This is a genomic window from Spirosoma soli (assembly GCF_042684525.1).
Lineage (GTDB): Bacteria > Bacteroidota > Bacteroidia > Cytophagales > Spirosomataceae > Spirosoma > Spirosoma soli.
Genome location: NZ_JBHULN010000025.1, coordinates 61597 through 80586 on the forward strand (window position 1 = coordinate 61597; position 18990 = coordinate 80586).

Sequence of the window (18990 nt, forward strand, 5' to 3'; positions counted from 1 at the left end):
ATGAGCTACTCCGCCCAGGGTAGCTCATATTTTTTGCGGTAATCAAGGCCCATTCAGGCGGAATCAAAACCCCAGTCGGGCTGTTGTGTTTATACAGTATTATTCCCTCGTTAACCGTCAATTTGTCTAATCGAAATGCGTGATTGTCCGCAAGACTTTCGACCTTTGACCCATTGACTCGTGACTTTTATCGAATGGCCAAACCACAGAAAAAACTGTTTTTATTAGACGCGCTGGCCCTGATTTACCGCGCTCATTTTGCCTTCAGCAAGTCGCCCCGGATTTCCTCTCGGGGGGTGAATACCTCGGCCGTTTTTGGCTTCATGAACGCCATGATTGAGGTGCTGACGAAAGAAAAACCCACCCATATCGGGGTTGCCTTCGACTCCTCGAAGAAGACCTTCCGCCACGAGCAGTTTCCAATGTACAAGGCCACGCGCCAGAAGCAGCCGGAAGACATCAGTGTGGCTACACCCTACATCAAGCAGATTATTGAGGCCATGCACATCCCGATCCTGATCATGGATGGCTACGAGGCCGACGACATTATCGGGACGATTGCCAAGAAAGCGGCTCTGGCTGATTTTGAAGTCTATATGATGACGCCCGATAAGGATTATGGGCAGCTGGTCGAAGAGCACGTTCACATTTATAAGCCTGCCTTTATGGGCAAGCCCGCCGAGAAGCTGGGTGTCAACGAAGTACTGGAGCGCTGGCAGATTGAACGTATCGAGCAGGTAACGGATATGCTTGGCCTGGTTGGCGATTCGGTCGACAATATTCCGGGCATTCCGGGTGTCGGTGAAAAAACCGCTCAAAAACTCATTGCTGATTTTGGCTCAATCGAAAACCTGATCGCCAACGCCGAGCAGCTGAAGGGTAAACTTAAAGAGAACGTCGTTAGCTATGGGCAGCAGGGGCTGTTGTCTAAACAACTGGCTACCATTCATCTGGACGTACCGGTAGATTTCAACGAAGATCGGCTACGGCATACCGAATACGATAAACCACGCCTGGCCGCCTTGCTCGATGAGTTAGAATTTCGCCAGATGAAAAGTCGGCTGCTGGGAAGTAACTACGACGAGAAACCACTGCCAACGGCGTTCAAAAACAACCCTCCGGCGCAAATGGACTTGTTCGACTCGCCGGGTGGTGATACGCCCGCCTTTCTGCCCTTTCCGAACATGGGCGCCGTGAATCCATCGGGTGCTGATGATTTACCGTTTGATTTTGGGTCAGATGATGCACCAGCAACGGTGTCAGAGCCAACCGATGAACCCGCTAAAAAAGCGAAGCGGACCAAAGTGAAAGCGCCGGTGGCCTCTGGTACCGAAGCCACGCCCAATGCCGTAACAGATACCATTACAACCGATGATGTGCGCGGCAAGGAAGTGACTGAGACGGATGCCCCTGGCTATCTTGATGTATTCCCGGACTACGAAATTGACGAGCACCAGCCCGAGCGTCGGAAAAACATCTTATCTGTCAAGCATGATTACCGGCTGGTTGATACGCCCGAATTGCGAGCTAGCCTGGTGCACTACCTGAATCTTCAGCCAAGCATTTGCTTTGATTCCGAAACAACCGCCCTCGACCCAGTTGAGGCCGATTTAGTAGGTATGTCGTTTGCCTATCGTGCTGGTGAAGCCTTTTACGTTCCGGTACCCGAAGACCGGACCGAGGCTCAAGCCGTAGTTGATCAGTTTAAGCCGGTATTCGAGAATCCAAACATTGAGAAGATCGGTCAGAATCTCAAATACGACTTGCTGATGCTCAAAAAATACGGGGTAGAGGTGCAGGGTAAGCTATTCGATACCATGATTGCGCACTACCTCATTGAGCCCGAAATGCGCCATAACATGGACATGATGGCCATGACGTATCTGAACTACCAACCCGTTGAGATTGAATCGCTGATTGGCCGGAAGGGTAAGGGCCAACTCAATATGCGGGATGTGGAGGTGCAGAAGGTAGTGGAATACGCGGGCGAAGACGCCGACATTACGCTCCAACTGAAAGAAGCATTTGCTCCGCGTCTGGAAAAAGATAACCTGCACAAACTGTTTGATCAGGTCGAGATGCCACTTGTACAGGTCTTGACCGACCTCGAACTGGAAGGCATTACGATTGACACGAACGCCCTGGCTGAACTTTCGGCCACGCTGGAGACCGATATGCGGCAGGTGCAGCAGGAAATTTTCGAGATTGCGGGTGGCGCCTTCAACATTGGCTCACCAAAGCAGTTGGGTGAGATTTTGTTCGATAAGCTCAAACTCGATAAAAACGCCAAAAAGACCAAGACCGGGCAGTACGCAACCGGCGAAGAGGTGCTTTCCAAGCTCGAAGAAGAGCACGAAATTGCCCGCAAGATTCTGGATTACCGCGAACTGATTAAGCTCAAAAATACCTACGTGGATGCCCTGCCGCTGCTGATTAGCAAACGTACTGGTCGGATTCATACCTCGTTTAATCAGGCGGTGGCCTCAACCGGTCGACTTTCATCGGCCAATCCGAACCTGCAAAACATCCCGATTCGCACCCCACGGGGGCAGGAAATACGTAAAGCGTTTGTGCCGCGTGGCCCTGAGTTCTTAATCATGTCGGCCGACTACTCGCAAATTGAATTGCGGATTATGGCGGCTTTCAGCGGTGATCAAACGATGCTCGACGCGTTCAACAACGGCGTCGATATTCACACCCAAACGGCAAGCAAGGTTTTTCACGTTCCAATCACCGAAGTAACCGGCGACATGCGTCGGAAGGCTAAAACCATCAACTTTGGTATCATCTACGGTATTTCGTCGTTCGGGCTGGCTCAGCGCCTGAAGATTCCGCGCAAAGAAGCCGCTCAAATCATTGACGAATATTTTGTGGAGTTCGCGGCTGTGAAAGCGTACATGGACCAGAGCGTTGAGAAAGCACGGGGTTTTGGCTATGCTGAAACAATCTTAGGTCGTCGTCGCTACCTGCGTGACATCAACTCGCGTAACGTTACCGACCGGATGTTTGCCGAGCGTAACGCCATCAACGCACCGATCCAGGGGTCAGCGGCCGATATGCTTAAGATTGCGATGATTCAGATTCACGACTTCATGCAACGCGAGCGGTTAAAATCGAAGATGATCCTGACGGTACACGACGAACTGGTCTTCGACGCTCACAAAGAAGAACTCGAATATCTGCGCGAAAACATTGATCACATCATGAAGCACGCCATCCCGATGGCCGTCCAGATGGAAACCGGTATTGGTGTCGGCGCGAACTGGCTGCTGGCGCATTAATTGTATTTTTACGTATAGTAATGGAGACGGCCAGAAACTTACTAACCATAAGTTTCTGGCCGTCTCCATTACTTATTTGGCTTGACTTACCCAAAATTGCACCAATGAACTAACTAATTAGAACATTCGTAGACCCGGAAACGAATTTAGACTTTTTGCATTTATCCTAGAAACGGGCCTTTATATGGCCCGTTTCTAGCGTTGGTGCAGTTGCGCTGACGGCTGGTAAATAATACGCTACGTATGAAAAAAAGTCTGCTGCCGCTTACGATGGGAGGCTTCGGTATCGGAATGACCGAATTCGTGATGATGGGTATTCTGCCAGATCTGGCTCAGTCGTTACATATTACAATTCCGGTAGCGGGTCACCTGATTTCGTCTTATGCGTTGGGGGTGGTGCTCGGTGCTCCGCTGTTGGTGGGGGCTGCCGGAAACTACCCGCCTAAAAAGATTCTGTTGGGCCTGATGGCTATCTTTACCTTCTGCAACGCGCTCTCGGCGTTTGCCCCCAACTATCAGATCATGATGATCACCCGGCTGTTGTCGGGATTACCGCACGGGGCATTCTTTGGCGTTGGTGCCGTGGTCGCTAGTCGGTTGGCGGGGCGTGGCAAAGAAGCCCAGGCCATATCCATGATGTTTGCGGGGCTCACGGTGGCCAACATTATTGGTGTGCCTCTGGGCACCTACATCGGTCATGCGCTAAGCTGGCGCATTACGTTTATTCTGATAGCTGTTGTTGGTCTGATTACGCTATTCGGCATCCACAAACTGCTACCAGAAATGCCGGTGGAGGGGGAGTCGAATCTCCGAAAAGACTTGAAGCTCTTTACGTTTGCCGAACCCTGGCTCATTCTGGGCATCACGGCCATTGGCACCGGAGGGCTGTTTGCCTGGTTTAGCTATATCGCTCCTCTGCTGACGGAGGTCGCTCATTTTCAACCTGGCCAAATCACGTGGATTCTGGTGCTGGCTGGCATGGGTATGGCTGTCGGAAATCTGATTTCGGGGCGAGTTGCTGACAAGGTATCGCCAATCAAAGCAACCATGCTGTTCCTGGCGCTCATGGTCGCTAGCTTGATTGTCGTTTACGTTGTTTCACCGTTTAAGGTCCCGCTGCTCGTTATGACGTTCGTGACGGGGGCTATTTCGTTCTCGCTCGGGGCACCCATCCAGATTCTGATGATCCGGGCGGCCAACGGCTCCGAAATGCTGGCGTCGTCGGTTACGCAGGCTGGCTTTAACATTGGTAATGCCTTGGGTGCGTATTTTGGAGGACTGCCCAATGCGGCCGGACTGGGCTATGCATCGCCCCAATGGGTGGGTGCTATTATGGCATTTTCTGGTCTCTTACTGGCCGCAATGGTCTACTTGCGCCAGCGCAATGTACGCCCTAAGGTGGTAAATTTCGAGATGGCCGCTTAAGTCGTAGTTCTAAGGGCTTGTTAGGTTTACAAACGGATTCTGCCCGGTAAGGCAGGGTCCGTTTTTTGTAACCAGATTAAGCCAGCAAGTGAGACTTTTCTTCCGTTTATACGGTTTCTGTAGGCATGATTCGATGGATTGTCTAGTTTAGCTCTCAACACTGAATGACCTAAACGACCGTATATCATGAGCTTACTTGCCATCTTTCTCGTCCTGGCCGCCATTATCATTTATCTCTCGATTGTCATTGTACAGCAGGGTACAGTAGCCGTCATCACTATTTTCGGAAAATATGCCCGGGTCATGGCGCCGGGCCTAAACTTCAAGATTCCGTTTATAGAAGTCATTTACCGACGCATTTCAATCCAGAACCGCTCTGTCGAACTGGCGTTTCAAGCCATCACCGCTGATCAGGCCAACGTTAATTTCAAGGCCATGCTGGTCTACTCGGTGCTGAATCAGGGAGAAGAAACCATCAAAAATGTCGCTTTCAAATTTATCGACGAAGCATCCTTCATGCAGGCGCTGATTCGTACCATTGAAGGCTCAATACGTAGTTTTGTCGCTACAAAACGCCAATCGGAGATTCTGGCGTTGCGCTCCGAAATCATCGAACACGTAAAGGCCCAACTCGATACGCTGCTCGAAAGCTGGGGCTATCACCTCACGGATCTGCAATTGAACGACATCGCCTTCGACGAAGTTATTATGCGATCGATGGCGCAGGTTGTGGCCTCCTCGAACCTGAAAGCCGCTGCCGAAAACGAAGGCCAAGCGTTATTGATTACCAAAACGAAAGCCGCCGAAGCTGAAGGAAACGCTATCAAAATATCAGCAGAAGCCGAAAAAACAGCGTCGCAACTACGTGGTCAGGGTGTTGCCTTGTTCCGAGAAGAAGTGGCGAAAGGTATGGCCGAATCAGCAAAAGTAATGACCGAGGCTGATCTGGATGCGTCGCTGATTCTGTTCTCAATCTGGACCGAAGCCATTAAGCACTTTGCCGAAAACGGCCAGGGGAATGTCATCTTCCTGGATGGCTCTACTGATGGGATGGACAAAACGATGCGTCAGTTACTGGCCGTTGAGAAAATGAACACGGGCGGTGGCGGCAACGGCAACGGGCGAATCATAACCCCGCCAACGGCTTAATTAGACTATTAAATTAATGCAACCAGAAGTAGAATGATTGCTCAAGTGTATCAGTACCTAATTGTATTCTTAGTAGCTGCGGCTACAGCGACCACTGCTCAAAATCGAGCTTCCTCTACCCAAGTTATGATTGTTGGCTTCGACCATCTGAGCCAACTGTACAACCAACAGCCGAAATCCGATGTCTACAGCGCCAAAAAACAAGCTGAACTGAATCAACTCATTACGTGTCTGCAAACCTATGCGCCAGACATGATTATGGTTGAACTAGAACCCAGTGAACAACCACGTATTGATAGTTTATACAAACTTTACTCAACGGGTAAATTAGACTTGAAGGACCTTAAAGAAGGACGTGGTGAAACGTATCAGGTTGGATTTGCGCTAGCCAAGCGATTAAAGCACCAGCGGGTATATTGTGTGGATCATTACGAAGCGACGTCGCAGTCTTTGTTAACAGAAGGCGACAATATTGACGGGTTCAAACAAGCGTTACTGCAGTTGCAGGGCTTTGCTCGTCCGCTGAAAAGGCAAGTTCAGCAAGACAGCTTATCCGTGTATGACTACATTCGGAAGCTCAATCAGCCTGAGATGATTGCCCTCACGCATAACCTGTTTTACAATCTGCCCGCAACAGTGGTTAATGGTGAATTTTCTAAGACAGCCACCAATACAGTTGATGTCGGCAAGATTGATAAACGGTATATCGGTGCTGAGTACATCAGTCTATTCTACAATCGAAATCTCAAGATTTATAGTAACGCCCTAACTCGTCAGCGGGAACGTCAGGGTAATAAGTTGCTATTGATGTTTGGCCAAACGCACGTTGGTGTACTCCAGGAGTTGTACCGGGCCAATCCGAACTACAACCTGGTGTCGCTCCTCGATTATTGCAATTAGAGGCAACGTAAAACGCAGGCAGCTTATCATACGTGGTAATATGGGTTTATGATAAGCTGCCTGCGTGTAAAGGCCGATAGCTTAACTGAGCTCCTGAAGGAACTCTTTCTTAAGCAACCGTAATGGTCTGCGCCGGCTGATTGGTTTCAGGATTCTTGGGTAAGGTCACCTTCAAAACACCATCGGCATACTGCGCCGTGATGCTCTCGGTAAGCACTTTGTTGTTGAGCTGGAACGACCGCTCAAAACCACCCTGATTGTATTCCTGGTAAGTGAAGTTGCCTTTCGGCGCCTGTTCAGCATCAGTATCCTGGCTGGTGCCTGGATAGCTGATCTTCAGAACGTTGTCTTTAATGGTCAGCGTCACGTTTTCTTTGATGAGGCCAGCCGCATACAACGAAATGACGAATGCCGTATCTGTTTCTTCAATGTTGACGGGAGGCTGATGCATGCCACCGGCATGTCGACCCCAGAAGCCACCCCATTTACCCCGGCCCCAATGACCACCAAATTTACTCCGACCCATCGGGCCGCAACCGCTTCTATGTTCCGATTGATAGGCTTGTTTATAATCCATGGTTGTGTTTGTTAATCGTGTTACTACTATTTGTTGATTTTCGGTTTAATTAATCGGAATCACCCGCTCAAAGCCAGCCCGGTTCATTGGGTAACGGTAAGACGGATTATCAATGGAGATAATGTTGTTTGAGTGCGCAAAACGGCCTCGACCCATCGGACCAAACATTCTGCCTGCCAAACGCCCGCCTACGACCCGTAGGATTACCGCGACTACTGCGGCAATGAGCAGCAGTTTTAAAAGAATAGTTACCAGAAACAGGGCTAGTCCAGCCAGCAGGGCTACGCCTGTTATTCGCCAAATGTTCATGTTATGATCTTGTTTAATGATGTACTAAAAGCAGCAAGCCAATGGGCTGTTTTTATTTTAAAGCCTTTTGATTGCTGCTTACACAGAGGTAGTCGCTTAAAAGCGAGTAATATTTTAAGTGAAGCTAAATTTTTTGAGAAGTAGCCATAAATAGCTCATCCTATGGCTTTAATTCGATCTGCTTTAAGTTAATAGGTAACCAGTAAGCAAGAAAACCGCTGATTTATCGGGAACGTTGGGCTTTTGATTTGTTCTCATTGTTAAAACCATTTTCACTCGCGCATGACAAACCTGCTTTTTCCCACAGATTTTTCAACCAATACCAACGTTGCTCTCGAATGGGTACGGCTCTTTGCCCGCAAAACGGGGGCGACCATTACGTTGCTACACGTGTACCAACCCATAGTGCAGGACTCGACACTACCAACGGTTGGCGATCCGGGCTTGGGGGTGATGGCTTCGCTGGAAATTGAAGATATCAGCCGTCAACGCTTAAGTGAGCTGGCCAATCAGCTGCAAGCCGAAGGCTTTTCTGTCCAAACGGAGTGGCGTATTGGCTCAACGGAGGACGAAATCCTGGACGCAGCCCGGGAATACTCGGCTGACCTGATCATCATGGGACGTAGCGACCTGAGTACGTTCTTTGACCGCCTGGCAGGTAGTGCTGTCACCGACGTAGCCGATGGTGCTGTTTGTCCGGTCCTGATTGTGCCTACAGCGCCCGATGGCGAGGCTGTCCGACCAGCACAAGTGCGTACTATTGCGTATGCCATGCAGGCTCGCACAACGCAAAATGATGTGGCGACTCAAACCGATTCGCTTATCGAAGCGTTTGATGCGGAGCTGAGTGTATTGACCGATGATAAGTTAGATGCTGTTCACGCGGATTTGATCGTTATGGAGTTGTATCCGCAACCGGGCTTTCTCGACAAACTGCTACACCCCAACCGCACTACTGGCTTAATCGAAAAATCGACCGTGCCCGTACTCGTTTATCATCAGCCCAAATAACGGATCGGGGTACCTTCTATATTGAGGGGTGGTACACCATGTAAACGTAACAACGATGAATATTGCCTTCATTGGCCTTGGCAATATGGGTGAGGCTATTGCCCAGAACCTGCTCAAGGGTGGTCATGTCTTGACCGTGTTCAACCGCACAAAAGAAAAAGCCGATGCGTTGTTGCAGGCTGGCGCTCAGTGGGCCGCAACGCCCGCCGAAGCCGTTGAACGTGCCGAAGTTATCTTTACCATGGTGAGCGACGATGGTGCGTTGCGGGACGTAACAACCGGCGAATTTGGTTTCCTTCCTGCCTTGCTGGAGGGGGCGATTCACGTTTCGTGCAGCACCATTGCGCCTGACACGTCCCGGCAGTTGGCCGAAGCGCATCAGCAACGTAACACAGTTTACGTGGCCTGCCCCGTGTTTGGTAAGCCCGAAGCCGCTCAGGCGGCCAAGCTCTGGCTTTGTACGTCGGGTAATGAGGCTGGGAAAGCAAAAATCAAACCCTTGCTAGAGTTGATCGGTCAGGGCGTTTATGATTTTGGGGAAGACGTTGGAGCCGCCAATGTTGTGAAGCTATCTGGTAATTTTTTGCTCGGTTGCGCCATCGAAGCCATGGCCGAAGCGTTTACCCTGGCCGAGAAAAATAATATTTCCCGCACGGCCGTCTGGACATTTTTCACCGACACTCTGTTCAATTCTCCCGTTTACAAAAATTACGGAAAGCTTGTGGCTGAGGAAGTTTATCAGCCGGTCGGCGCTACGCCCGCTTTGATTCGGAAAGATATTCGATTGTTACTGGACGAAGCCCAGAAAGCACTCGTACCCATGCCGTTTGGCCAGATTGTGCATCAGCAGTTGACGGCTACCGTGGCCAAAGGTGTGAAGGATATTGACTGGGCTGGTTTTGCAGGCGAAGTGTCCGAGAACGCAGGTGTTAGCAAACGGTGAGCCGATAGTCCGCTTTCCAATTTACTTAGAACAAGTGAAAGTAGCCTAGGCGTTTTCTTTCGTCATGAAATAAAGATTCAGGCCCGGTGCCCAGAAATCTGGCTCAGTATATTGTAAGTGGAAACCAAATTTTTCAAAAAAGCGGAACGCCACCTGCGACGTTCGACAAACAATCAACCGGACGCCCTGCTGCTGTTGTAGGGCGTCCAGATTATAACGTAGTAAAGCGCTGCCAATGCCTAGCCCCTTCTAGTCGGGGTCGGCGAATATCCAGCAAATGTGACCCGTTTGGCCGTCCTCGGTCAGGTAATGACCGCAAGCGCCGACGACCTGCTCATTGTGCTCAGCCACGAAATATGGATCAGTGTAGGTCCGCAGAAAATCAGCGTATTCATTAACCTCACTCGGATGAAACGCCCGCGGTACGTTCTTTTGGAAAACGGTTATGAGCGCTTCTCTGTCGGTGGGTTGGAATGGTCGGATACGCATGGATTGGCTATTATTTTCAGTCATTTAAAAATAGCGCCATCTGTTCTTCATCATAATACGTATCACCGTCTTTGATGGCGTTTCGTTCCAGGGCAAACGAGCGAAAGCCTACTTTTTCATACTGTCGTTTCGCTACGGTATTGGTGGTGATAACCGTTAGGTTGATCTGTTCCATAGCGGGCAACAACCGCGCCCGGCGTATGGTTTCTTCAAGCAGCAATCGCCCCAGTCCCTGTCCGCCGTATTCACTGGCCACGTACATCCGGAAGAGTAAGCCTTTGTGCCGGATCTTTTCGCGAGTTTGCCCTTCGCGCTGAAAACTAACCACACCCGCCAGCTCGTTTGTGTTTGTCAATATCCCCAACGTGAAGCTATCGGGCGTGGCACGGGTCGGGAAGGGCTCATTGACCTGATCGGCTGCACTAATCCGGAAGCAATTCCGATGTTTTTGCAGGCCATTGAGCATAAATTGATGATAGTTGAACGATTGCTCAGCCGTTAGCTCAACGAGGTTCATGCTAAATAATCGGGTAACGGAATCGCTTTGCTTATTTCTGCTGGAACCGGAGCCAGCCGAATTGTCTTCAGGGGAATCACCCCCGACCACGTTGGTAAAGTAAGGTCTTCGGGATCATCGTTCGGTCCTCCGGTACGCACTTTGGCCGACGCTTCGGCGAGCGAAAAGGCCAGCACGGTCGTTTTGCGCATTTCGCTATCGGTAGTCGGACGAAGGTCGGCCCAGCGGTTTGGAACGAGGTGATCCGTTATCAGGGCTAAGGCCTCCATTTTTTCGGTTTCGTCCGTCACTTTCTCAGCAGTAGCGAAGATGACAACCGAACGATAGTTAACCGAGTGGCTAAAGGCTGACTTTGCTAATACTAATCCATCAGTGAGCATAACAGAAATGCAAACGGGAGCGCCGTTCTCAATCGTGCGAATAAAATGACTGCCGACCGAACCGTGTATATAAATCTTATCGCCTTTTCGGGCAAATGCCGTCGGAATAGCCATCGGTTGATTCTCGATGGTGTAGCTAACGGTGCAAAATAAGGCTTCGTCCAGGATTGGGTGAATGGTTACTTCATCGTAATGGGCGCGTTTGGCCAGACGGCTGGGAGTTGTGCGGGTAGTTTGCATGGTATTTGATTTTAACGCTGTAAATATCTTGCTTTGGTGGTCTGTCGAAACCGTCCAGTTTTTATAAAGTCACTAGTCCGGTTATGCTGCCTTTTAAATCATTACTTACAATTAGTAAATCAGCGTCAACGCCTGTTTTTGTGCAGTTGAGCGAACAAATCAATCAGCTTATCCGGGCGGGAACCTTATCGGCAGGACAACGGCTACCGGGCACCCGACAACTGGCTGATTGGCTTGGCGTACACCGGCAAACCATTGTAGCGGCTTATGATGAAGGATTGGCGCAGGGCTGGCTCGAAAGTCGGCCAGGAAGCGGTACATACGTAGCGGTCCATTTCTCCGACGTAACACCGCAGGCACTCGTGTCCGAAACGGCAAATAACCTTCCGAATGAAAAGCCGGGTTATGCGTTTGCCGAAATGCCGTTCCTGAAACGTCCGGTACTTATAAACCAGTCGGGACTCCGGTTAGACGATGGATTTCCCGACATTCGACTGGCTCCAATGGATGAACTAAGCCGGGCGTATCGGTCGTATTTTCGGTGGGGCGACCCGCAGAAACAATTCGGCTACAATGATACAAAAGGGCACTTGCTGCTACGCGAACAACTCTCGATTCACCTGAACGAAACGCGAGGTCTACGTACTACGCCCGACAATGTGCTTATTACACGGGGCAGCATTATGGGGCTGCACCTGGTCAGTCAGGTGTTGCTGCAACCGGGGGATATTGTCGTGACTGGAGAGACGACCTGGGCGGGAGCCACCATGAATTTTCTGAAAGCCGGAGCTACATTATTAACCGTGCCGGTTGATCAGCATGGTCTCGACGTTGAAGCGCTTGCTGATTTATGCGAGCAACATGGTGCTATTCGAATGGTGTTTGTGACCCCTCACCATCATTATCCGACCACGGTTACGCTTCGCGCCGACCGGCGGATTCGCTTGCTTCAACTGGCGGAACAATATGGCTTTGCTGTTTTGGAGGACGATTACGACTATGATTTTCATTACCTGAGTCGTCCGATTCTACCGCTGGCTAGTGCTGATCCGCAAGGTATGGTCGTCTACGTAGGATCGTTGACAAAATCGGTAGCCCCCGCCTTTCGGGTTGGTTACGTGGTTGCGCCAACCGGCTTGATTGATGAGCTGGCCCGTCTCCGGCGCATCATCGACCGACAGGGCGACCCAATACTTGAATTTGCGGTTGGCCAATTATTTAAAACCGGCGATTTGAAGCGTCATTTTCGGAAAGCACTACGTACCTACCACGCCCGACGCGACTGCTTCTGCGACTTGCTCACCAAAGAGTTGCCTGATGCTATGCAGTTTACAAAGCCGGACGGTGGCATGGCCGTATGGGCCAGGTTTGATCCGGCGATTGACATGAATCAACTGGCCGAACGCGCTGGGCGTGAAGGATTATTCCTGTCGAATGGCTTGTCACACAATCCACCCGGCCAGCGGCTCAATGCCACGCGGCTGGGATTTGCGTCAAGTATCGAAAGTGAGTTAGAGCAGAGTGTTGCAGTGCTCAAAAAAGTGCTGAGTTAGTAATCAATCTCCTCGTCCTCAAGGATTTGTTTAATATTCAGTGAACAGTTATCCAGTACCGATATAGTTTCGGACCAGTCCACTACGTACCAGGTCGGGTCGTTGCGGTCGATGACGTAGACACGTTGCATACTGGTAATGATCCACAACACTTTTTCGGCGCCAAAATCCAATAGTTTCCGGGCTTTTTGCATAACGTAGCCGTCAGCCCCGTTCTCAAATGCGGTCGTATCGGCCTTAATGTCTACTTCGATGACAATCTTGGGCGGAATGTCAAAATACTTTCCTTTGAGTCTATCCAATTTTTCTTTCTCAAAAATGACTACATCATTGCCGAGGTTATCATTTAACGCCAGGTGTATCCCATCTCGTTTGTCGCTAACAAGTATTGTTTGCGATTGATACTATTACCCAGATAGATGTTTAGAAGAGAAACCAAAACTCCCTGTAAATCAGAACACCACATAACCTCGCTAATTGTTTTTTTTCCTGCTAAAACCTCGCGGTACCCTTTATAGTAAATGGGTTTTCCAGCCCACGTCTCGTAAATGAGCGCAGAAGGAATGTTGCGAGCCGACAGTCGCTGAGTACGACGCGGTTTGTTTTCAGCTAAGCTTGTCATAGCAAGATCTGATTTAGCGGTTAAGTTATTGAAAAACGAAGGTACGGGCAAGGCGGCTCATTGGCTGCGTCGCCACTCACGGTATCTCGCTGGCAAACATACCGCACACGGCCGATAGCCATTCATTAATGCTTCGCTTTCATCTGCGAAGAAGACCCGATTCTCGGCTTTCATGCGTTTGCCCGCCCGGCAGTCTAAACGGCCATAGATACGTAACGTTCGATTGCCGCCCAGTGTCAGTTGCTTAGTCCGGAATAGCCGGTGAAGCTCGGTCTTCTCCAGCGCCGTATGCCGGATCATGCTCCGTCATGAAAAATCAGCCCAAGATTAACCCGCGTACCACGGCGGACTTCGCTTACGCCGTGCCGCATGGATACTCGGTAATACCCCTGTGACCCTTTAGCTGGTCGGTACTTTGTGGTGAAGATGACAACCTGCCCTTGCTCTGGTTGCAGAACCGTTGCTTTCGATTGCATTCTGGGACGTTGTTCGAGCATCACAAACTCACCACCGGCGTAGTCCTGACCCGGTTGATTCAGAAACAACACAGCCTGAAATGGAAAGTAGAGTTCGCCGTACATATCCTGATGTAAGGCGTTCCAGTCGCCAGCGCTGTACTTGAGAATCAAGGGCGTTGGGCGGTTTTGCCCAGCTTTATGGCAAGTTATTAACCATGTATCAAGGTTATTGGGGTAGCGCAGGTCAATGCCTAGCTTTTCGTTCCAGTCGTTGGCCACCGGAGCCAACTGGGCAAACAACTCATGGCGAAGTGTGTCTACCAAAGGCGGCAATGGATAATTAAAGTATTTGTATTCGCCACTGCCATATCCGTGTTTTTGCATCACAATATGCTTGCGGTACAAATCTGGCGCGTCGAATAAGCTGGCTAGTTCCCGGCATTCGTCCGGCGATAGGAGGGAAGGCAAAACAGCGAAACCCGTTTCGGAGAGGGTGTTCTGGCAGGTGGTCCAGTCAAGCATGAGTTGTTCCATAGTTATGACACCGCAACGGCGTACGGTAGAGATTCACGAGGAGGCACGGAAATACACAGAGAGAAATATACCTTTTGTGTATCTCCATGCGTCTAGGTGCATCTCTGTGGCTCAGGTTTATCCATTCACTCGTGCGGCTTCCCAGCCGAGCATAGCCTGCTTCCGCTCAGACCCCCAACGGTATCCGCCAAATAAACCGGTTTTCTTAATGACCCGGTGGCAGGGAATCAGATAGCCGACCGGATTACTACCAATGGCCGTACCAACTGCCCGTGAGGCTGTAGGTTGCCCAATGGCATCGGCAATCTGGTCGTAACTGGCTAAACGACCCTCTGGAATCTTTAGCAGAGCTTCCCATACTTTAAGTTGAAAGGCTGAGCCCCGCAAGAGAATGGGAAGCGGTTTTGCAGGACTACTCACTGGCTCGCCAACAAGCGGGAAGATCTGGTCGGCCAGAAACTGTACTTCAGACGGACTATTTCGTAATGAAGCCTCAGGCCAAGCAGCGGTAATAATTGTTTCCGGGTTTTCATCATCATTCAGAAAGTGTAGCAACGCAATTTTGCCGTTAATGGCCCCCAACACATACCGACCAAACGGACTGTCGAAGACGCCATACGATAACGTAAGTCCGGAACCGGCCTGCTTAAACTGCCCTGGTGTAACACCTTCGATGCTGACAAACAGATCGTGTAGCCGGCCCGTGCCCGACAGGCCGGCGTCATAAGCGGCCTCGGCCAGCGGAACGCCATTACGGAGCTGTTGTTTGGCGTGTTCGAGCGTCAGATACTGACTAAATTTCTTGGGACTAACACCCGCCCATTCGGTGAAAAGCCGCTGAAAATGAAATTCACTCAGATTCACTCGTTCCGCCAGATCTGCCAGCGATGGCTGTTCGCGGAAGTTGGCTGTCAGGTGCTCGATGGCCCTGGCGATTTGCTGATAGGTGTACGTGCTGTTCGTGTTCATTAGTTTGTCCCTTGTTTGACCTCTACAAAGGTCGCCAGAACACAGCCGGAGAGAAACCCGATTCTTGCGGATGTTTTCTTAAGTAACTATCAATTGTCATACAATCAACGAGCTCCCGGTATATGTCTACCAGCTTATAAAAATACAGAGTATCAACTTATAATGAATAATAGCAACAGCCCTAATAACGCTGGCTATTAGGGCTGTTGCTATTATTTTATATGTGTTTCAGACCGAAAAAGCCGCCTTATGCTGGGCTACCCACTCGCTTATACTAGTCATCTTAACTGGTAATTTTTCTAATACCGGCTGCATGTTGGCTTTAAACGTAGGACGTTGCTCAGGGAAATCCCACATCCGCTGATACTCACTGGCCGCAGCGGCTCCCGCGCCGGGGCCAAATAACTGGTCCAGAATACCGCCAAAGTCCTGCGGAGGCATCGCATAGTATGTTAAAGTCCGGCCTAGACCTTTAGAAAATGCCTGGGCTAAAGCTGGACCATCCGGGTTTTCTAAACCACTAATTGGCCAGTTGGCTCCTGCCAGTTCGGGCCGTTCGAGAGCGGCCACCACTAGAGCACTTACGTCGTTGGAAGCAATCCAGCTAACGGACATATCGCTTGGCGCGGGGTACGCTACCCGGTTTTCGTTCGCGACAAACGGAGCCGTCCACGGACCGAGGAGGTTTTCCAAATAAGCACTGGGTTGCAAAATAATATGAGGTAAGCCACTCTGCTGTAGATAATCGCAGATGTCAATGCGCACGTCAATAGCGGGGTTGCCGGTCCGAACAGGGGGTATGACTCCGCTTGTGTTCCAGACCAAGAGTTTGATTCCAGCTACCTTGGCGGCATCGATTGCCTGTTTGCCATAATTGAACACTTCGGCTGGATTGGCAAAAAATGGAATCAATAGTGAAACCGCGTCCATGCCTTCGCTCAGTTGTCGAAGTCTGTTGCCGTCAGCCATGTCGCCCTCCACAACGATGGCACCGGCTTCGGCGTGTTGGGCAGCTTTGTTAGCCGTGCGGGTTAGTACATAAGGTTGATGACCTCGTTGCAGCAGGTGCGCTGGAACAGCCCTAGCCTGTGAACCAGTAGCTCCATACACAAGGACTTTAAGATTTTTATTGGTATTCATGACGAATCAGTTAGCTAATGTGTGTTACAAAGGTGTAGCGAGGTTGCTATACATTGTATATGGCTATACTTTTGTATAGTACTATACTTCAACATAGTCTTTGATAATCAATATGAAACAAACGTATTGCACGGCACACCTTCGCTCAATCTCCGATACCCTTGAGCTTATTGGCGGCAAGTGGAAGCTGCTCATCCTGACACTATTGCACAGTGAAAGTCCGATGCGCTTTAGTGAAATTGAGCGGGCCATTGGTACCATTACACCCCGGATGCTATCAAAAGAGCTAAAAGAATTAGAACAGAATGAGTTGGTCGAGCGTCGGGTGTATCCCACCATGCCCGTCTCGGTCGATTACCGCTTGACGGATTACGGGTATTCATTGGGTAGTGTTATGGTGGCCCTTGGTGACTGGGGGAAAAATCACCGAAGGCGGATCATGCACCAACCAACGATTGAGGCTGTAAACCGCTAATCATTAAGCCTAATGGTTGTTGGGTTAAGTGACGTAAAAGAGGCTACTTTAGCTGGGCTAACCAGGTTGAAAAATGGATGGACTACGCGATTTTCTTGCCGAAAGTGGTTTTGACACTGACCAGCAACGGGCGGTCATCAAGCAGTTCCACCGGCGCCAATTACATAAAGGCGAACTGTTTGGACAAGCTGGCCGTATCTGTGACCAGTTGGCGTTTGTGGAGAAAGGAATTTTTCAGTTTTTCTGCGACCGAAACGGGGACGAAATTACGACCTACACTGCTGGTCCGGCCGATTTTTTGGTATCGCTAGGTAGCTTCCTAAAGCAGCAACCCGCCCGCGAAAGTATTCGTGCTCTGACCGATAGTATCATTTGGGTCATCACGAAACAGGCCTTCACTCAACTACGCCACGACCTGCCCCCGTTTGAAACGTTCTATGTAGGTATACTGGAAGACCAAATCAATTGCATTGAAGAGAGCCGCTATAATTTGCTGACCCTTACCGCCGAAGAACGCTACCAGCGTTTAATGGCCGAAGAACCACATTTGCTACAGGAAATACCTCTTCAGTACCTGGCGTCCATTCTGGGCGTTACGCCCCGCCACCTAAGCCGCATCCGGGGACATATCCGGTAAGACGTGCGATTTAGACATTTGTCCAGGATTTGGGGGGTGCTGCCCCGCCACCTTTGTATCGTCAATGTAATCACAAAACGACGATATGAAGCACATAACGCTGGCTGGCCTGCTCCTGATAGCAGCCCCCACATTTGCCCAACGCTTTCCGCGCAACGAAATCAGCATCAACGCCTTTCGTAATCCATCAATTGGCCTGGAGTATCGCCGGAGCCACGTCTCCATTCATGCCGGCTATTACCCAACCATCGTGTCGCAGGATGGAGCGGGCAAGAACGTAACCACCTCTTTTGTCCGGACTGGCCTCACGTATTGGTTCCTGCCCGTTGGTCGGCGCGAAAACCCATCTTCATTCTACGCGTCGGCTTCGTATGTCCGTGGCTTAGACCGCGACTACGAAGCCGACAATGGTGCCGTGGGCGAAGTCGGCTTCCGCTGGTTCATCTGGAAAGACCTTAATGTACGTATCGGCGCGGCTGTATTGGCATCGCCCGGCAAAGACCTCAAGCTGAATCCCACGCCCGGAATCAGCTATTCTTTTCACTGGTAATTCATCGCATAAAGAAAATTAAATCATGAAAACGCTCACAACGCCCTCAAATCGGCTGATCGGCCGCCTATTAATTGCCGGAGTCATTTTCGTTATGGTGCCTTATACGGCCTTAACCATGATCTTCGATTACCCCGATATTTTACGACAAAGCCCCGGTATTGTCTTAACGCGATTCCAAGAAGGTGGAGCAACGCTGATTTTTACCTGGTGGTTGTTCGCCATTGGTGGGTTCCCTTTACTACAAGCCTACGTACTGATCGGGCAGAAGCTCGAACAGCAAAATCATGCCGTTCGATGGGCTACAACGGTGGGTGTCATATCAGCTATTACGCAGATCATAGGGCTGTTACGGTGGCCATTCGTTGTTCCGATTTTAGCTACGCACTATGTAAATACCACTGATCCCGGTACCAAACAAGCTATTGAAGTTGTCTTCTCGGCTATTCATCAATACGGCGGTGTTGTTTTGGGCGAACATCTAGGGCAGTTGTTTACAATCATTTATACCGTGCTGCTGTCGCGGACATTTGCTCAAATCAACCTGTTTCCCCGCTGGGTGAGTAACCTCGGCTACCTTGCGTCGGGTATTTATCTGCTGGCGCAGGGCGACCTGTTTGCCACCGTTATCCCTAATTTCCCGAGCTGGGGACTGGCTGGCTTGCTGGGGAGCACGCTCTGGCTGGTGTGGCTGCTCATCATTGGCGTGCGGTTTATGAAGTTGCCCGAAAAGCTTATCAGTAAGACCATATCAGAGGTTACAAACGCATAATTTGATCGCCCCAGACGAAGCCGTCTGGCGTGCCGCTAAGCCGTTAGAAAGAAAATCGA

The 18990-nt window shown here is 50.3% G+C and carries 21 protein-coding genes and 1 pseudogene; 11 read left to right on the forward strand and 11 right to left on the reverse strand.

Features of this window, described 5'->3' with window-relative positions; translation table 11 throughout:
* Positions 1–194 precede the first annotated feature (194 nt).
* The 4 genes from polA (at position 195) to ACFSUS_RS26585 (ending at position 6755) form a co-directional block, all read left to right on the forward strand.
* Positions 195–3281 (forward strand): DNA polymerase I, encoded by a 3087-nt coding sequence (polA, locus tag ACFSUS_RS26570; RefSeq protein ID WP_381527666.1) that lies wholly within the window; start codon positions 195–197, stop codon positions 3279–3281.
* 243 nt (positions 3282–3524) lie between these two features.
* A complete protein-coding gene (locus ACFSUS_RS26575; protein WP_381527667.1) occupies positions 3525–4706 on the forward strand; it encodes an MFS transporter in 1182 nt (393 codons plus the stop codon).
* A gap of 186 nt (positions 4707–4892) precedes the next feature.
* A complete protein-coding gene (locus ACFSUS_RS26580) occupies positions 4893–5855 on the forward strand; it encodes an SPFH domain-containing protein (protein ID WP_381527669.1) in 963 nt (320 codons plus the stop codon).
* A gap of 33 nt (positions 5856–5888) precedes the next feature.
* A complete protein-coding gene (locus tag ACFSUS_RS26585) occupies positions 5889–6755 on the forward strand; it encodes a DUF5694 domain-containing protein (RefSeq protein ID WP_381527671.1) in 867 nt (288 codons plus the stop codon).
* A gap of 109 nt (positions 6756–6864) precedes the next feature.
* Here ACFSUS_RS26585 and ACFSUS_RS26590 read toward each other — a convergent pair whose 3' ends face one another.
* Both ACFSUS_RS26590 and ACFSUS_RS26595 read right to left on the reverse strand, forming a co-directional pair.
* Positions 6865–7332 carry an Hsp20/alpha crystallin family protein gene (locus tag ACFSUS_RS26590; RefSeq protein WP_381527673.1) on the reverse strand — a complete coding sequence of 156 codons (468 nt, stop codon included), beginning with the start codon at positions 7330–7332 and terminating at the stop codon, positions 6865–6867.
* 45 nt (positions 7333–7377) lie between these two features.
* Complete coding sequence (locus ACFSUS_RS26595) at positions 7378–7641, reverse strand: hypothetical protein (RefSeq protein ID WP_381527675.1); 264 nt, start codon at positions 7639–7641, stop codon at positions 7378–7380.
* A 282-nt stretch (positions 7642–7923) separates the two neighbouring features.
* Here ACFSUS_RS26595 and ACFSUS_RS26600 point away from each other — a divergent pair, with 282 nt between their 5' ends.
* Positions 7924–8652 carry a universal stress protein gene (locus ACFSUS_RS26600; protein ID WP_381527678.1) on the forward strand — a complete coding sequence of 243 codons (729 nt, stop codon included), beginning with the start codon at positions 7924–7926 and terminating at the stop codon, positions 8650–8652.
* Positions 8653–8707: 55 nt separating this feature from the next.
* Positions 8708–9595 carry an NAD(P)-dependent oxidoreductase gene (locus tag ACFSUS_RS26605; protein WP_381527680.1) on the forward strand — a complete coding sequence of 296 codons (888 nt, stop codon included), beginning with the start codon at positions 8708–8710 and terminating at the stop codon, positions 9593–9595.
* Between the two features lie 45 nt (positions 9596–9640).
* Here the strand turns inward: ACFSUS_RS26605 and ACFSUS_RS26610 are convergent.
* From ACFSUS_RS26610 to ACFSUS_RS26620, 3 genes and pseudogenes are all read right to left on the reverse strand, one after another.
* Positions 9641–10108, reverse strand: a pseudogene (locus tag ACFSUS_RS26610) (GNAT family N-acetyltransferase).
* Entirely contained in the window at positions 10101–10601 is a 501-nt protein-coding gene (locus ACFSUS_RS26615) for a GNAT family N-acetyltransferase (protein ID WP_381527682.1), read from the reverse strand. Before ACFSUS_RS26615 ends, ACFSUS_RS26610 begins: the two are co-directional and overlap by 8 nt.
* Positions 10598–11221: a pyridoxamine 5'-phosphate oxidase family protein gene (locus ACFSUS_RS26620; RefSeq protein WP_381527684.1), complete on the reverse strand. Its 624-nt coding sequence runs from the start codon at positions 11219–11221 to the stop codon at positions 10598–10600. The genes ACFSUS_RS26615 and ACFSUS_RS26620 overlap by 4 nt, the downstream gene beginning before the upstream one ends.
* Before the next feature lie 83 nt (positions 11222–11304).
* On the opposite strand from ACFSUS_RS26620, the gene ACFSUS_RS26625 reads away from it, so the two are divergent.
* Entirely contained in the window at positions 11305–12774 is a 1470-nt protein-coding gene (locus ACFSUS_RS26625; protein ID WP_381527685.1) for an aminotransferase-like domain-containing protein, read from the forward strand.
* On the opposite strand, the gene ACFSUS_RS26630 is transcribed toward ACFSUS_RS26625, so the two are convergent.
* From ACFSUS_RS26630 to ACFSUS_RS26655, 6 genes are all read right to left on the reverse strand, one after another.
* On the reverse strand, positions 12771–13076 hold the full coding sequence (locus tag ACFSUS_RS26630) for a hypothetical protein (protein ID WP_381527687.1): 306 nt from the start codon (positions 13074–13076) through the stop codon (positions 12771–12773). The genes ACFSUS_RS26625 and ACFSUS_RS26630 overlap by 4 nt on opposite strands.
* Positions 13077–13120: 44 nt before the next feature.
* Positions 13121–13396, reverse strand: a complete 276-nt coding sequence (locus ACFSUS_RS26635; RefSeq protein ID WP_381527689.1) for a hypothetical protein — start codon at positions 13394–13396, stop codon at positions 13121–13123.
* A 57-nt stretch (positions 13397–13453) separates the two neighbouring features.
* Entirely contained in the window at positions 13454–13696 is a 243-nt protein-coding gene (locus ACFSUS_RS26640; protein ID WP_381527691.1) for an Ada metal-binding domain-containing protein, read from the reverse strand.
* Positions 13693–14388: a 2OG-Fe(II) oxygenase gene (locus tag ACFSUS_RS26645; RefSeq protein WP_381527693.1), complete on the reverse strand. Its 696-nt coding sequence runs from the start codon at positions 14386–14388 to the stop codon at positions 13693–13695. Before ACFSUS_RS26645 ends, ACFSUS_RS26640 begins: the two co-directional genes overlap by 4 nt.
* A gap of 117 nt (positions 14389–14505) precedes the next feature.
* Positions 14506–15357, reverse strand: coding sequence for a bifunctional transcriptional activator/DNA repair enzyme AdaA (locus ACFSUS_RS26650; RefSeq protein ID WP_381527695.1), 852 nt, complete (start codon positions 15355–15357; stop codon positions 14506–14508).
* 228 nt (positions 15358–15585) lie between these two features.
* Positions 15586–16497 carry an SDR family oxidoreductase gene (locus tag ACFSUS_RS26655; protein ID WP_381527697.1) on the reverse strand — a complete coding sequence of 304 codons (912 nt, stop codon included), beginning with the start codon at positions 16495–16497 and terminating at the stop codon, positions 15586–15588.
* Between the two features lie 112 nt (positions 16498–16609).
* Here ACFSUS_RS26655 and ACFSUS_RS26660 point away from each other — a divergent pair, with 112 nt between their 5' ends.
* From ACFSUS_RS26660 to ACFSUS_RS26675, 4 genes are all read left to right on the forward strand, one after another.
* The gene (locus ACFSUS_RS26660) at positions 16610–16972 is read left to right on the forward strand and encodes a winged helix-turn-helix transcriptional regulator (protein WP_381527699.1); all 363 of its coding nucleotides are present in this window, start codon (positions 16610–16612) and stop codon (positions 16970–16972) included.
* 73 nt (positions 16973–17045) lie between these two features.
* Positions 17046–17609 carry a Crp/Fnr family transcriptional regulator gene (locus ACFSUS_RS26665; RefSeq protein WP_381527701.1) on the forward strand — a complete coding sequence of 188 codons (564 nt, stop codon included), beginning with the start codon at positions 17046–17048 and terminating at the stop codon, positions 17607–17609.
* An 85-nt stretch (positions 17610–17694) separates the two neighbouring features.
* Complete coding sequence (locus ACFSUS_RS26670; RefSeq protein ID WP_381527703.1) at positions 17695–18159, forward strand: hypothetical protein; 465 nt, start codon at positions 17695–17697, stop codon at positions 18157–18159.
* Positions 18160–18184: 25 nt separating this feature from the next.
* The gene (locus ACFSUS_RS26675) at positions 18185–18931 is read left to right on the forward strand and encodes a DUF4386 domain-containing protein (protein ID WP_381527704.1); all 747 of its coding nucleotides are present in this window, start codon (positions 18185–18187) and stop codon (positions 18929–18931) included.
* The last annotated feature ends 59 nt before the right edge of the window (positions 18932–18990 follow it).

Coding starts and splice junctions, on each gene's coding strand:
- polA (WP_381527666.1), top strand. CDS start 195: ATGGCCAAACCACAGAAAAAACTGTTTTTATTAGACGCGCTGGCCCTG.
- ACFSUS_RS26575 (WP_381527667.1), top strand. CDS start 3,525: ATGAAAAAAAGTCTGCTGCCGCTTACGATGGGAGGCTTCGGTATCGGA.
- ACFSUS_RS26580 (WP_381527669.1), top strand. CDS start 4,893: ATGAGCTTACTTGCCATCTTTCTCGTCCTGGCCGCCATTATCATTTAT.
- ACFSUS_RS26585 (WP_381527671.1), top strand. CDS start 5,889: ATGATTGCTCAAGTGTATCAGTACCTAATTGTATTCTTAGTAGCTGCG.
- ACFSUS_RS26590 (WP_381527673.1), bottom strand. CDS start 7,332: ATGGATTATAAACAAGCCTATCAATCGGAACATAGAAGCGGTTGCGGC.
- ACFSUS_RS26595 (WP_381527675.1), bottom strand. CDS start 7,641: ATGAACATTTGGCGAATAACAGGCGTAGCCCTGCTGGCTGGACTAGCC.
- ACFSUS_RS26600 (WP_381527678.1), top strand. CDS start 7,924: ATGACAAACCTGCTTTTTCCCACAGATTTTTCAACCAATACCAACGTT.
- ACFSUS_RS26605 (WP_381527680.1), top strand. CDS start 8,708: ATGAATATTGCCTTCATTGGCCTTGGCAATATGGGTGAGGCTATTGCC.
- ACFSUS_RS26615 (WP_381527682.1), bottom strand. CDS start 10,601: ATGAACCTCGTTGAGCTAACGGCTGAGCAATCGTTCAACTATCATCAA.
- ACFSUS_RS26620 (WP_381527684.1), bottom strand. CDS start 11,221: ATGCAAACTACCCGCACAACTCCCAGCCGTCTGGCCAAACGCGCCCAT.
- ACFSUS_RS26625 (WP_381527685.1), top strand. CDS start 11,305: ATGCTGCCTTTTAAATCATTACTTACAATTAGTAAATCAGCGTCAACG.
- ACFSUS_RS26635 (WP_381527689.1), bottom strand. CDS start 13,396: ATGACAAGCTTAGCTGAAAACAAACCGCGTCGTACTCAGCGACTGTCG.
- ACFSUS_RS26640 (WP_381527691.1), bottom strand. CDS start 13,696: ATGATCCGGCATACGGCGCTGGAGAAGACCGAGCTTCACCGGCTATTC.
- ACFSUS_RS26645 (WP_381527693.1), bottom strand. CDS start 14,388: ATGGAACAACTCATGCTTGACTGGACCACCTGCCAGAACACCCTCTCC.
- ACFSUS_RS26650 (WP_381527695.1), bottom strand. CDS start 15,357: ATGAACACGAACAGCACGTACACCTATCAGCAAATCGCCAGGGCCATC.
- ACFSUS_RS26655 (WP_381527697.1), bottom strand. CDS start 16,497: ATGAATACCAATAAAAATCTTAAAGTCCTTGTGTATGGAGCTACTGGT.
- ACFSUS_RS26660 (WP_381527699.1), top strand. CDS start 16,610: ATGAAACAAACGTATTGCACGGCACACCTTCGCTCAATCTCCGATACC.
- ACFSUS_RS26665 (WP_381527701.1), top strand. CDS start 17,046: ATGGATGGACTACGCGATTTTCTTGCCGAAAGTGGTTTTGACACTGAC.
- ACFSUS_RS26670 (WP_381527703.1), top strand. CDS start 17,695: ATGAAGCACATAACGCTGGCTGGCCTGCTCCTGATAGCAGCCCCCACA.
- ACFSUS_RS26675 (WP_381527704.1), top strand. CDS start 18,185: ATGAAAACGCTCACAACGCCCTCAAATCGGCTGATCGGCCGCCTATTA.